The sequence below is a fragment of the Streptomyces sp. 1331.2 genome (assembly GCF_900199205.1).
Classification (GTDB): domain Bacteria; phylum Actinomycetota; class Actinomycetes; order Streptomycetales; family Streptomycetaceae; genus Kitasatospora.
Genome location: NZ_OBMJ01000001.1, coordinates 673833 through 687357, shown reverse-complemented (window position 1 = coordinate 687357; position 13525 = coordinate 673833). Strand labels below are relative to the sequence as shown.

The 13525-nt window shown below is 70.1% G+C and carries 11 protein-coding genes; 9 read left to right on the top strand and 2 right to left on the bottom strand.

The annotated features are described in order from the left end of the window. Positions 1-238 precede the first annotated feature (238 nt). The 5 genes from CRP52_RS02930 (at position 239) to CRP52_RS02910 (ending at position 5557) form a co-directional block, all read left to right on the top strand. Positions 239-1198, top strand: coding sequence for a TauD/TfdA family dioxygenase (locus CRP52_RS02930; protein ID WP_101948132.1), 960 nt, complete (start codon positions 239-241; stop codon positions 1196-1198). A gap of 128 nt (positions 1199-1326) precedes the next feature. Beyond that, entirely contained in the window at positions 1327-2676 is a 1350-nt protein-coding gene (locus CRP52_RS02925; RefSeq protein ID WP_257032251.1) for a sensor histidine kinase, read from the top strand. Next, positions 2652-3317, top strand: coding sequence for a response regulator (locus tag CRP52_RS02920; RefSeq protein WP_257032250.1), 666 nt, complete (start codon positions 2652-2654; stop codon positions 3315-3317). The genes CRP52_RS02925 and CRP52_RS02920 overlap by 25 nt, the downstream gene beginning before the upstream one ends. A gap of 126 nt (positions 3318-3443) precedes the next feature. Further along, positions 3444-5027, top strand: a complete 1584-nt coding sequence (locus CRP52_RS02915; protein ID WP_097234933.1) for a tryptophan halogenase family protein — start codon at positions 3444-3446, stop codon at positions 5025-5027. A 68-nt stretch (positions 5028-5095) separates the two neighbouring features. Continuing rightward, positions 5096-5557 (top strand): flavin reductase family protein, encoded by a 462-nt coding sequence (locus CRP52_RS02910; RefSeq protein ID WP_257032249.1) that lies wholly within the window; start codon positions 5096-5098, stop codon positions 5555-5557. A gap of 482 nt (positions 5558-6039) precedes the next feature. Here the strand turns inward: CRP52_RS02910 and CRP52_RS02905 are convergent, their stop codons facing one another. Both CRP52_RS02905 and CRP52_RS38025 read right to left on the bottom strand, forming a co-directional pair. Beyond that, positions 6040-6255 (bottom strand): MbtH family protein, encoded by a 216-nt coding sequence (locus CRP52_RS02905; protein WP_097234931.1) that lies wholly within the window; start codon positions 6253-6255, stop codon positions 6040-6042. Between the two features lie 53 nt (positions 6256-6308). Next, on the bottom strand, positions 6309-6845 hold the full coding sequence (locus CRP52_RS38025) for an ArsR/SmtB family transcription factor (RefSeq protein ID WP_179852669.1): 537 nt from the start codon (positions 6843-6845) through the stop codon (positions 6309-6311). 789 nt (positions 6846-7634) lie between these two features. On the opposite strand from CRP52_RS38025, the gene CRP52_RS02895 reads away from it, so the two are divergent. The 4 genes from CRP52_RS02895 to CRP52_RS02880 all read left to right on the top strand — a co-directional run bounded on the left by CRP52_RS02895 (position 7635) and on the right by CRP52_RS02880 (position 13401). Then, positions 7635-8633, top strand: coding sequence for a methyltransferase (locus tag CRP52_RS02895; protein WP_097234929.1), 999 nt, complete (start codon positions 7635-7637; stop codon positions 8631-8633). Between the two features lie 58 nt (positions 8634-8691). Further along, a complete protein-coding gene (locus CRP52_RS02890) occupies positions 8692-9846 on the top strand; it encodes a tryptophan 2,3-dioxygenase family protein (RefSeq protein WP_097234928.1) in 1155 nt (384 codons plus the stop codon). Positions 9847-10039: 193 nt separating this feature from the next. Then, a complete protein-coding gene (locus CRP52_RS02885; protein ID WP_097234927.1) occupies positions 10040-10798 on the top strand; it encodes an ABC transporter ATP-binding protein in 759 nt (252 codons plus the stop codon). Continuing rightward, complete coding sequence (locus tag CRP52_RS02880) at positions 10795-13401, top strand: ABC transporter permease (RefSeq protein WP_218893060.1); 2607 nt, start codon at positions 10795-10797, stop codon at positions 13399-13401. The genes CRP52_RS02885 and CRP52_RS02880 overlap by 4 nt, the downstream gene beginning before the upstream one ends. The last annotated feature ends 124 nt before the right edge of the window (positions 13402-13525 follow it).

The following is a 13525-nucleotide window of genomic DNA, read 5'->3' as shown; positions in this document are numbered from 1 at the left end:
CGGGACGGCCTGAGCGGGACGGCCTGAGCGGGACGGCCTGAGCGGGGTCGGCCTGAGCCGCGACTGCCTGAGCAGCGACGACCCGGGCCTGACGTGCCGCGCGTCGTCCGTGCCCTGACCGAGCTGTTTCACCCGTCGGTCAAGGTCATGGCTGTGCACCGGAGCTTTCGAGAAGGTCGACCGGGCACGTTCATCAGCAGCAAACTCCGTCGCCCGGCGGAACGGAAGGATGGTTCGCGTGAAAAGGCTCGTCCTCGAACCCAACGAGAGCAGGCAGATCGATTGGCTGGTCGACGAGGTGCTCGACGAGTACGGCCCGTGGGATCCGGCCGAGTTCCTCCCGCACGCCCGGATGGTGGCGGAGTCGCTGCCGATCCGGGTCCGCCAGTTCTTCCGGCGGGTGCAGTCGGACGAGACGGACGTGGCGGTGGTGTCCGGGCTGCCGCTGAGCCAGGACCTGGAGCCGACGCCGACCGGCTGGGACATGGCGCTGAAGACCGGCGCCGGCCTGCGCGAGGAGGTCGTGCTCACCCTCCTCAGCGCCGGTCTCGGTGAGCCGTTCGCCTGGGGCGACCAGCAGAACGGCCGTATCGTGCACGACGTCTGCCCGGCGCCCGGCAAGGAGACCTCGGAGACCAGCGGCAGCAGCACGGCCCCGCTGTCGCTGCACACCGAGGACGCCTTCCACCAGTGCCGTTGCGACTACGTGGCGCTGTACTGCCTGCGCAACCAGGAGCAGGTCGGCACCACCGTGGTGCGCGCCGACAAGCTCGACCTGCCGGCCCGGCTGGCCGGGATCCTGTCCGAGAAGCGCTTCCACCACCGCCCCGACCAGTCGCACGTCGGCCCGCAGGGGCACTCCAGCGGCGCGGTCGACCGGGACGCGATCCTGTTCGGCCCGGCCGAGTCGCGGTACCTGCGGATCGACTTCGACGACACCTGCGCCGCGGACGAGGACGACGTCGAGGCGACGGAGGCCATCGCCGAGCTGTTCACCCACGTGACCGGCGCCCTGGAGCGGGTGGTGCTGCAGCCCGGCGACGCCATCTTCCTCGACAACTACCGCGTCATCCACGGCCGGGAGCCGTTCCAGCCGCGCTACGACGGTACGGACCGCTGGCTGAAGCGGGTCAACCTGATCCGCGACATCCGCAAGGTGTACACGGCGACCGAGTCCCGGTCCCGCGTCATCGTGTGACGTGTCCACCGGTTCCGGGGCCGTCAACCACCTTGAATCGTAGGGAAAACACCTAGCGGTGGCCTTGTGCGCCGGTGCCGGCCTGTATTGGCTTGGTACGTGGAAATCTGCACTGGTGTCACGGTTTGGTGATCTCGCAGCCGAGTGCCGACCGGCGGGCGTCCGCGAACGCGGGCCCGCCGGCCGCGGCCCCGCTGAACTGCCGGCAGGCGCTGACCCTCGGTCCGCGCCTGCTGCTCACGTCCGGCTGGCCGTGGCGGTCGCTCGGCTACCTGGCGTGCGGCGGGGCCGTCGTGTTCCTGGTCATGGCCGCGGCGATGAACGGGCTGATCTACGTCGACACCCTGCCCGACTACGCCCAGTTGATGGTGGTGGTGGTCCTCGCCGCGGCGCTCGGCATGCCGGTCGCCGCGGCGGAACGCCTGCGCCTGCGGCTCGTGGACACCGAGTGCGTCGGCAACCCGCACGTGGCGCCGGACGCGCCCGGACTGAAGGCGTGGCTGTGGCTGCGCATCGGCGAGGCCGCGACCTGGCGCGAGTTCAGCTACGCGATCGCGCTGACGGCCGTGCTGCCACTGATCGACTTCGGCGGCGTCCTGCTGGTGGGGAGCGTGGTCATCCTCATCGCCGCCCCCTTCCTGGAGCCCTTCGTCGACCTCGGCCCGCTCATCGTCTTCGGCTACTGGCACATCTCCACCCCGCTCGACCGGGTGGTGGTGGTGCTCGTCGGCCTCGTCCTGCTGCCGGCGGCGGGCTACCTGGTGACCGCGCTGGCCGCGGGCCGGGCGGCCTTCGTGCGCCTGCTGCTGGCCCCCCGCGAGTCCGAAGTCGTTGCCCGCGTCCAGGAGTTGACCCGCTCGCGGATCCGGCTGGCGGACGCCTTCGAGGCCGAGCGCAAGCGGATCGAACGCGACCTGCACGACGGCGCCCAGCAGCGCCTGGTCGGGCTGATCATGACCCTGGGCATCGTGGAGCACGGGCTGGTGGAGGAGCGCTCCGACCGTGCGGTGCTGGTGGCCAAGGCCCGCCGGGAGGCCGAGGGCGTCCTCGCCGACCTGCGGGAGCTGATCCGCGGCATCCACCCCCAACTGCTCACCGACCGCGGGGTGCCGGCCGCGGTGGCCGAGATCGCCGACCGGAGCCCGGTGCCGGTGCACGTCGACATCACCCTCGCGGAGCGGCTGGTGTCCGCCGTGGAGACGGTGGCGTACTTCGCGGTGAAGGAGGCGCTGACCAACGTGGTGAAGCACAGCGGCGCCCGTACGGCCTGGGTGACGGGCCGCCGGGAGGGGGACCGCCTGGTGCTGTGCGTCGGTGACGACGGCGTGGGCGGCGCCCGGCCCGAGGACGGCCGCGGCCTGCAGGGCCTTGCCGATCGCGTCGCCGTGGTGGGGGGCAGGCTCAAGCTGCTCAGCCCGTCCGGCGGCCCAACCGAACTAGTCGTGGAGCTGCCGTGGCGAACGCCCGATTCCGCATAGTGCTCGCCGAGGACGCGGTCCTGCTGCGAGAAGGACTCGTCGAACTGCTGGAGCGGTTCGGGCACGAGACCGTGGCCGCGGTGGGCGACAGCCGCGACCTGATCAAGGCCGTCGAGGAACACCGGCCCGACATCGTGGTGACCGACGTGCGGATGCCGCCGGACTTCAACGACGACGGGCTGCGCTCGGCGATGGACCTGCGCGGCCGCTACCCGGAGCTCGCCGTCCTGGTGCTCACGCAGTACGCCGCGACGGCGTACGCGTTCGAGCTGCTGGAGTCCGGCGAGCACTCCCGCGGCGGACTCGGCTACCTGCTCAAGGACCGGATCGGCGGGGTGGCCGAGTTCCTGGCGGCGGTCGAGTGCGTGGCCACCGGCGGCACGGTCATCGATCCCGAGGTCGTCCGGCAGCTGCTGCGGCGCGGGCAGATGAACGAGCCGCTGGGCCGGCTCTCCTCGCGCGAGCGGGAGGTGCTGGGGCTGATGGCGGAGGGGAAGACGAACGCCAACATCGCGGCGGCGCTGAGCGTCAGCCAGCCCACGGTCGCCAAGAACATCGGCAGCATCTTCCTGAAACTCGGGCTGTCCGAGGACGACGGCCACCGCCGGGTGCTGGCCGTGCTGACGTACCTGCGGTCCTGATCGCCGGGCCCGGCGACCCGGCGCTGACTGCCCAATTTCACCTGTCGGTCAAGGACGTGGCTGTGCGCCGGTGGTTCGGCGAGGCTCGACCAGACACGTTCGTCAGCAATCGACAAAGGGACCTACATGGCTAACAGCGTGGTGATCGTCGGCGGCGGTACCTCGGGCTGGATGACGGCGACCTACCTGAAGGTGGCATTCGGTGACCGGGTGGACGTCACCCTGGTGGAGTCGAAGAACGTGCCGGCGATCGGGGTGGGTGAGGCCACCTTCAGCACGATCCGGCACTTCTTCAACTACCTGGGCCTGGACGAGCGCGAGTGGATGCCCGAGTGCCACGCCACCTACAAGCTGGCGGTCCGCTTCGAGGACTGGCGCGAGCCGGGTCACGTCTTCTACCACCCCTTCGAGCGCAACCGCGTGGTGGACGGCTTCGCGCTCACCGACTGGTGGGTGCAGAAGCAGCCCACCGGTCGCTTCGACCGGGACTCCTTCCTCATCGCCAACATGTGCGACACGGAGCGCTCGCCGCGCTACTACGACGGCTCGCTCTTCGACAGCACCTTCGAGCGGGGTGAGGAGTACCGCACCACCCTCACCGAGCAGAACACCCAGTTCCCGTACGCGTACCACTTCGACGCGACGCTGCTGTCGAAGTTCCTGACCCGCTTCGGCACCGAGCGCGGCGTCAAGCACGTCCTCGACGACGTGGTGGACGTGGCGCTGAACGACCGCGGCGAGATCGACCACGTCCGCACCCGCGAGCAGGGCGACCTGCACGGCGACCTGTTCGTCGACTGCACCGGCTTCCGCAGCCTGCTGGTCGCCCAGGCGCTGAAGGAGCCGTTCATCTCCTTCCAGAACCACCTGCCCAACGACAGCGCCGTGGCGCTGCGCGTGCCGGTGGACATGGCCGAGTACGGCCTGCGCCCGGCCACCACCGCGACCGCGAAGGACGCCGGCTGGATCTGGACGATCCCGCTGTTCGAGCGGCTCGGCACCGGTTACGTGTACGCCAGCGAGTACAGCACCCCGGAGGAGGCCGAGCGCACGCTGCGCGAGTTCGTCGGCCCGGCGGCGGAGAACGCCACCGCCAACCACATCAAGATGCGCATCGGCCGCAGCGAGCGCGCCTGGGTGAAGAACTGCGTCGCCATCGGCCTCTCCAACGGCTTCGTGGAGCCGCTGGAGTCCACCGGCATCTTCATCATCCAGAACGGCATCGAGCAGCTGGTCAAGAACTTCCCGGTCGGCAACGAGGACACCGACCAGCACCTGCGCAACGCCTACAACCGCCAGGCCGCGAACATCATGGACGGTCTGCGCGAGTTCATGGTGCTGCACTGGTACGCCTCGAAGCGCACCGACAACCAGTACTGGAAGGACACCAAGACCCGGGAGATCCCGGACGGTCTGGCCGAGCGCCTGGAGCAGTGGAAGGTCAAGCTGCCCGACCAGGAGTCGATCTACCCGCACTACCACGGCTTCGAGTCGTACTCCTACCGCGCGATCATCCTCGGCCTGGGCGGGCTGCCGGTGCAGCCGCTGCCCGTGCTGAGCAAGCTCGACTCCACCGCTGCGGACCGCGAGTTCCAGCTGGTGGCCGAGCAGACGGCCGCGCTGCACGAGAAGCTGCCCAGCCAGTACGAGTACTTCGCCCACCTGCACGGCCTGCCGCCGGCGCAGCGCAAGGCCGGCTCGGCGCGATGAGGGACGGCGGCTCCGCGGGGAGTTCGGCCACGGTGACGACGGTCGCTCCCGAGCAGTTCCGTTCCCTGATGTCGACGTTCCCCAGCGGTGTGGCCGTCGTGACCACGTCGGACCTCGACGGGAAGCCGTGGGGGATGACCTGCTCCTCGGTGTGCAGCGTGGCGGTGGAACCGGCGACCCTGCTGGTGTGCCTGCGGGCGGGGAGTCCCACCCTGGCGGCCATGCTGCGCCGTTCCACCTTCGCGGTGAACCTGCTGCACACCCGGGCCAGGGGGACGGCGGACCTGTTCGCCTCCGGGACTCCGCACCGGTTCGACCTGGTGCGCTGGTCGGCCGACTCGGAGGCGGCCGGCCCCCACCTGACCGACGACGCCCACTCGGTCGCCGACTGCCGGATCAGCCGGACGGTCGACGTCGGGGACCACACCGTGGTCTTCGGCGAGGTGTTCCGGGTCGAGCACCCGGAGGCGGACGACAGCTCGCCGCTGCTCTACGGGCTCCGGAAGTACTCGTCCTGGTCGGCCGTCTGACGGTCCGACTCCTGACGGTCCGCCGCCTGACGGTCCGCCGCCTGACGGCTAGTCGTATGACGTAGGGTCAGCAGAACCGAATCGACCGGGAGAGCCGGTCCGTGCGGGTCATCGAAGTCGATGGCTCCGCACGGACCGGCTTTTCCGCGTGCTCCCCGTGCCGTTGGGGACCACGCGATCGGTCGGCCCGTACGGGGGAACGGGTCGACCACCGGGAGAACTTCCCGGCGTGTTGTGGTGTACGTCCAGTGAACCACCGTGGGCCGGGGGAGCGCTGTAGCTCTGGTTGTAAAAAAACGGTATTGCTAGGTATACCGAGGGTCGGGTACTGAGGCCCGTCGGGTGCCCCGGTCCGCCGGTCGGGCACCCGGTCCGCCCCGTCGGGCACCCGGCCGCTGCGGGAGCAAAGAGAAATCCCCCCTCCCCGGCGCAGGGCCGGGAAGGGGGGATTGTCTCAGGCCGTCGGAGGCCCGCGCTACGACTTAACGCGCGCCCATCGCCTCCTGGAGGCTCTTGGGCCGCATGTCGGTCCAGTTCGCCTCGACGTAGTCGAGCGCCGACTGCCGGTCGGTCTCGGTCAGGGCGACCGTCCAGCCGGCCGGCGTCTCGGCGAAGGACGGCCAAAGGGAGTGCTGGCCCTCGTCGTTGACCAGCACGAGGTAGGTGCCGTCCGGGTTCTCGAACGGGTTGGTGCTCATCGTGTTCCCTCCGTGGGTGGTGGTGGGCGCGTTCCCGCGCCCTGGCCGCGTTCCTAGGTCCTGGCGGAGTGCCGCTGCCGCAGCAGTGCCACGCCGAGCGGCGTCAGCGAGTGCAGTGCGGTGTTGCGCTTGCGGGCCGTGGTGACCAGTCCTGCCTTGCGCAGCACCGTGGCGTGCTTGCTGGCGCCGGCCAGGGAGATGTTCAGCCGCTGGGAGAGTTCACCGGTGGTGCAGCTCTCCGAGAGCATCTGGAGCGCGGCGGCGCGGGTGTGTCCGACCAGGGCGCTCAGCGCCTGCTCGCTGCCCGCGTTGTGGCCCCAGAACTCGGCCTCGGTGGCCGCGTCCAGGGGTACCGAGAAGACCAGGACGGGAGCCCCGCTCTCCTGGACGTCCTCCAGGACCATGCAGGCCTTGCCGGCCAGGAAGAGTGACGGGCACAGCACCAGGCCCCGCCCGTTGAGGTAGATGTCGCGATCCGGTTCTCCGGCGACCTCCAGGACCGGAGGCTTCCAGTTGAGCTTCGGGTGGAGGTTGTCCAGGAGTGCGTGCATCCCGTTGGCGATGCCGATGCGGCCGCATGAGTCGCGCACCGAGGCCATGTGACCGCGCATCTGTCGCCAGTGCGGCAGAACGGCCGCTTGGCAGAATTCGAAAAGGGTCGCCCTGACCCGCTGTCGGGCCCGGTCGTCGACCCCGAGGTCCTGACCGCCGCCCGAGTGCAGCTTGAGCAGTGGTAACAGCTCCTGCACGTCGTACCGGTCGGCCAGCTGCTCGACCTCGGCGACCCGGGTGCCCAGCTGCTCTCGTACGCTCTTGCGCCAGCCGTGGAAGCCGGCGTTTCCCTGCCTGCCGAACTGTTTGAGCGCGAATGCGCTTTCTACGACAGGCCCTAAACTTGCAATCATACTTAATTGCGCGAGGTCGTCAACCGTGAAGTGGATTCTCAAGTCCCCGTCTCCCACACACGTCAAATCTGGCGGGTCGACGTCTCGGCTCGCCACCACGATCCCCCGAGCTACGGCACGCGCTCGACGGTAGAAGTTCGCGGGAGAACCCCGCAGAACTGTGGTCACGTTCCCAAGCCGATTCGAGTCGGCCCCCCAAGTGGCGGCCCCAGTTGACCACCACTTATCAAAACAATAAGGCGGAAGTGACGACTCCAGTACGTAACGATGATCACGCTGCCACGATCTTGACAAGCAGTCGCGGCTGTCGTAAGCGTTCCGTCCCGACTCCGTCGCTGTGCGCATCCGTCCGTCCGGTGCAGGTTACGCCCGGCACGGCTCCTTGAACGACAAGGCAACTTGCTTGAGGGCCCTCGCGGGCCGCCCCTAGCTTCGTCTCGCGGAAACGGAAAGAGCGATGTGGAGAACTGACTGATGCTGCCCAGCGCGTTGGAAAAGGCCGTCTACGGCGTGTACGCGACCACTGCCATCCATCTGGCGGACAAGCACGGCGTGTTCGGGTTCCTGGTGGACCAGGCGGCACCCACCGCCGAGATCGCCGACAAGCTCGGGCTCGACGGGGAGACCCTCGACCGGCTGCTGGTCCTCCTCGACTCCTTCGGCGTCATCGACCGGAACGAGGACGGCGCCTACCTGGTCACGCCGGAGATGGCGCCCTACCTGGACCCCCGGAGCCCGCGCTCCGTCGGCGGCTTCCTCAGCCACGTGATGGGCAGCACCATCGGCCGACTGCCGCACCTGGACGGGTACCTGACGGACGGGAAGTCGGCCGTGGACGCCGCCCTGCCGGCCCCGTTCGAGGTGATGTACAAGACTCCGAAGCTCACCGAGGAGTTCCTGGCCGCCATGTGGGAGCTCACGTACGACGTGTCCCGCGAACTGGTGCCGATGGCCGGGCTGGACCAGGTCGGGCACCTGGTGGACGTCGGCGGCGCGAGCGGCCCGTTCTGCGTGGCCGCGCTGGAGGCGACCCCCGGTCTGCGCGCCACCGTGTACGAGCTGCCCGAGGTGGAGCCCTACGTGGCCGACACCGTCGAGAAGTTCGGCCTGCAGGGCCGACTGGACTTCGCCGCGGGCGACTTCCACCGCGACGAGTTCCCCGCGACCGACTGCGTCGCGTTCGGCTACATCCTGTCCGGCTGGACGGACGAAACCGGCCTGGAACTGCTGCAGAAGGCGTACCGCGCCTGCTCCGACGGCGGGCGGGTCCTGATCATGGACCGCCTGTTCGACGACGACCGCCGCGGCCCGCTGCCCACCGCGGTGATGAACCTGTCGATGCACGTCGAGGCCAAGGGCCGGCACCGCACCTCGGCGGAGTTCATCGGCCTGCTGGAGGCCGCCGGCTTCGTCGACTGCGAGGTGCACCGGTCCACGCAGGACAAGCAACTGGTCATCGGCCACAAGAGGTGAAACCTCGTGCCACGGGTCGGCGACGACCCGAGGTCCCGACCGCAGCCCTGGAGGACAGATGGAAACCGCACCGGCGACCTTGCAATTTCCGGGACGATGCGACGAGGTCGCACAGATCCAGGAGAGGGCGGGCCGCGAGGCGCTGACCGCGGGTGAGCGCGACCTGCTGACCAAGCTCTACGAAGAGGCCTACTCCGAGCAGAGTTGCGCGAGCGAGGTGATGCGGCTGCTGACCCGCTCGTTCAGCCGGGAGCCCATCCCGCAGTACTACCGCTACGCCAACCTGCACGTCTACTCGTGGTTCCTCGACCTGCACCCGACCGAGCCGGTGGCCGGCGCGGTGCTCGCCCTGGAGGCCACCCTGGCCGACCTGGACGCGGTCGAGCGCCGGGCCGCGCCGCGGCTCACCGAGGCCGACAACACCGAGGAGCGCTTACGACGGCTGGACGTCCTGCGCGAGCACGTCCGGCAGTTGCGGGTGGAGACCGGCGGCGACACCACGGGCGGCGAGATCATCGACCGCTCGCGCGACGACGACCTGGCGCGATGGCAGGCGTCCGTCCTGACCCGCTGCTCCGGCTTCCTCGCCTCCGGCGACCACCACGAGCACATGTTCCTGCGCGCGGTGCAGGCCTGCGAGTTGGCCTTCTACCTGATCCGCTACTTCACCGTGCGGGCGCGGATGGCGATCGGGCGCGACGACGAACTGGCGAAGGCGCTGATGGCGCAGCTCACCCAGTACGCGGAACTGCCCAACCACATCTTCCACGTGCTGAAGACGCTCACCCCCGAGCTGTTCCTGGTGTTCCGCGACGCCACGGGCGAGGCCAGCGCCGTCCAGTCGCTGAACTACCACATGATGGAACTGGTCATCTACGGCTACGACGCGCGCAAGGTCGAGGCCTACACGAAGTTCGACCACCTCTACGAGCTGACCGTGCCGCCGCTGCGCTCGGTGCGTCCGCTGCGCGACGCGGTGCTGGAGGCCGGCGTTCCGGCGCTGACCGAGGGCTTCGCCGAGGTCGAGCGCACGCTGCTGACCTGGCGCGGCCGGCACTACGGGTTCGGCCGCCGCTACCTGCCCGGAATGGAGGGCTCCGGCGGCACCGAAGGCGCCGGCTACCTCCGGCGGTTCGTCCACAAGGACAACCTGGTCCCGGAGCCCATCACCACCGCACCCGGACTCGACCTGCTCGGATTCGCGTTCCGCTGATTCCGGCCGTCCCATCCGCCCCGACCCGTCCCGGCACCGACCGGGACGGGTCGGGGCGATTTGGTGTCGGAATCATTCACGGCGCAGCGCCGCACACGCCCGAATTCACAATTCCTGCAAGGAGTTTCTGAGAAATTCCCTTGATCGGAGGACAGGTGGCGGCCCGCCGCGAGATCTGGGTAGGCTCCCTGACATGTCTCGTTCTGCATCCCAAGCCACACCCACTGACTGGTCGATCCGCTTAGATTCGGTGTCCAAGGTCTACGGATCGGATAAAAGCCCGGTGCAGGCGTTGGATGCGGTGAGCATCGAACTGCACCGCGGCACCTTCACCGCCGTCATGGGACCGTCCGGTTCCGGCAAGAGCACCTTCCTCAACTGCGCGGCCGGCCTGGACCGGCCGACCTCGGGCGCGGTCTGGCTCGGCGACGTCGAGCTGTCCAAGCTCGACGAGGTCCAGCTCACCGAGGTGCGCCGGGAGCGGATCGGCTTCATCTTCCAGGCCTACAACCTGCTCGGCTCGCTGACGGTGGAGGAGAACGTCACGCTGCCGCTGCGGCTCGCGGACAAGAAGATCGACCACGCGTTCCTGCGCGAGGTCCTCACCGCCGTCGGCCTCGGCGAACACCTCAAGCGGCGGCCGGCCGAACTCTCCGGCGGACAGCAGCAGCGCGTCGCGGTCGCCCGCGCGCTGATCACCCACCCGGACGCGGTGGTCGCGGACGAGCCGACCGGAGCGCTGGACTCCCGCTCCAGCAAGCAGGTCCTGGAACTGCTGCGCCACGTCGTCGACTACATGGGGCAGACGGTGCTGATGGTCACCCACGACCCGGTGGCCGCCTCGCACGCCGACTCGGTCGTCTTCCTGGCCGACGGCAAGCTCGCGGGCGAGCTGCACCGGCCCACCCCGGAGCAGGTCGCGTCCCGCATGACGCACCTGGGCGAGTGGTGATCCGGTTCATTCGGCGACTGGTCCGCCTCGTGGTGCCGTACCGCAAGGACCTGTCGCTGGCGTGGAGCACGATCAAGGGGCGCAAGGGCGGTTTCGTCGGCTCCTTCGTCGCGATCGCCGCGGGCTCGGCGGTCATCACCGCCTGCGGGATCCTCCTGATGTCCGGGCTCAGCACCGGTGTGACGCCCGAGCGTTACTCGGGCACGACGGTGGTCCTCAGCGCCGAGCAGTCGTACTGGCTGGACGAGAGCTCCGAGGTCCGCTACAGCGAGCGCGTCACCCTGCCCGCCGACAAGGTGGCCGCCGTCGCCGCGGTGCCCGGCGTCCAGTCCGCCGTCGGCGACATCGACGTCCAGGTCAGCGTGGTCACCCAGGACGGCCACACGGTGGGCGGCCCGGACGGCTTCCCGGTGTTCGGGCACGGTTGGTCCGGCGCGGCGCTCGGGCCGTTCACGGTCGGCACGGGCAAGGCGCCCTCCGCGGCCGACGAGGTCGTGCTCGACGCCGACCTCGCCGCGCGCGCCCACCTGTCGCCCGGTGCGACGGTGCGCCTCGTGGTCGGCTCGATCGCCTCCTCCTACCGCGTGGTGGGCATCGCCGAGCCGCCCGCGGGCGGCCTGGCCCGGCAGTCCGCGGTCTTCCTCACCGACGAGCAGGCGCGCAAGCTGTCCGGGCGACCCGACCGGGTGGACGCCATCGGCGTGAGCGCCGCCTCCGGCGTCGGCGCGGGGGAGTTGGCCAAGCGGATCACGGCCGCCGTCCCGGGCCTGGTGGCCCACACCGGCGCCGAACGCGGCGACGTGGAGTTCCTGGACGTGGGCGACGCCCGCAGCCTGGTGGTCGAGTCCTCCGCCTCCTTCGGCGGCACCATGGTGCTGATCGTGGTCTTCGTGGTGGCGAGCACCCTCGCGCTCTCGGTGCAGCAGCGCCGGCGCGAACTGGCCCTGCTGCGCGCCATCGGCGCGACGCCCAAGCAGATCCACTGGATGATCGGCGCCGAGATGACCCTGGTGTCGCTGGCGGGCGCCGTGGTCGGCATGATCCCCGGCATCGTCCTCGCCTTCGGGATGCGCGAGGTGTTCATCCTCGCGGACGCGATGCCCCCGGACTTCCGGATGGAGATCGGCTGGGTGCCGTTCCTCGCCTCGCTGGTGCTCTGCATGGTCAGCGCCCGGCTCGGCGGCTGGATGGTCGCGCGCCGGGTGGCCAAGGTCAGCCCGGTCGAGGCGCTGGGCGACGCCGCCATCGAACCCAAGAAGCTCGGCTGGGTCCGGCTGGCCATCGGTGTGCTGCTCATCCCGCTCGGTCTGCTGCTGACCCTCAACAACGTGGCGGTGTCGGGCGATTCGGCCGCCGACACCGCGGCGAGTGCGGTCCTGCTGTTCGTCGTCTCGGTGGGCTGCATCGGACCGCTGCTGTTCCGCGGCGCCATCGCGGTGTTCGGCAAGCGCCTGAACCGGCAGTCCACGGCGCACGGCTTCCTCGCCCAGGCCAACGCCCGGGCCAACTCCCGGCGCCTCAGCACCGCCGCCACCCCGCTCGCCATGGGGGTGACCCTGGCCGCCGTGCAGGTCTTCGGCGCCTCCACGACGATCGCGGCCTCCCAGGAGCAGATGGAGGCCGGCCTGCGCGCCGACCACGTGCTGACCGCCTCCTCCGGCGCCGGGGTCTCCCCGGAGGTCGTGGACGCGGTGCGCGGGGTGCCCGGCGTCTCCGTGGTGACCCCGGTCGCGCGGATGCAGGTGCTGCTGACCTTCCCGTCCGAGGACAGCACCGCCACCAAGGTGTACGCCGCCCAGGGCGTCACGCCCGACCGGCTCTCGGACACCATGGACCTGCAGACGATCGACGGCGACACCGCCCAACTCCAGGGCGAGACCGTGGCGTTGAGCCGGGTCGTCGCGGAGACCGTCAAGGCGAAGATCGGGAAGACGGTCGACCTGCGGCTCGGCGACGGCACCGTGGTCAAGCCGAAGGTGGTGGCCACCTACGAGCGCGGCCTCGGCTTCGGGGACGTCACCCTGCCCAACGACCTCGTCGTCGCCCACACCACCGCCCGGGTCGACGCCGCGGTGCTGGTCAAGGCCGCGGACGGGACCGACAAGAAGGCGTTCGACGGCGCACTGCGCAGCGCGCTCGACCGCTACCCGACCGTCAAGGTCGGCGACCAGGACGCGTTCCAGAGCGCGCCCGGATCGGGCGGATCCGGCGACTGGGCGCTCAACCTGTTGTTCCAGACCGTGCTGCTGGGCTACATCGCCATCGCCGTGGTGAACACCCTGGTGATGTCGACGGCGGCGCGGGTCCGCGAGTTCGCGATGCTGCAGCTCATCGGCGCCAAGCCGGACCAGATCCGCTCGATGATGAACGGCGAGGCCAGGATCGTGACCTTCTCGGCGCTGCTGTTCGGCCTGCTGGCCACGGCCCCGCCGCTGATCGGCATGAGCGAGGGCCTGACCAAGTCGCCCGTGCCCAGCGTGTCCGTCCTCGGTCTCGTCGTGATCGTGGCGATCACCGTCGCGCTCTCCTGGGGCTCGATCGCGATGGCCACCCGGTTCGCCATGCGGCCGGCGCCGGTCGACGCGATCGGCGGACGCGAGTGAGCCGACCCGCGGGCGGCTGAGGCCGCCGACCCCGCAGGCGAGGGCGCCGCCGGAGGACCGACGGCGCCCTCGGCGTTCCCGGGCCCGGTTCCGGGCCACCTCCCACGCCGCTTCCCGGCCCGCG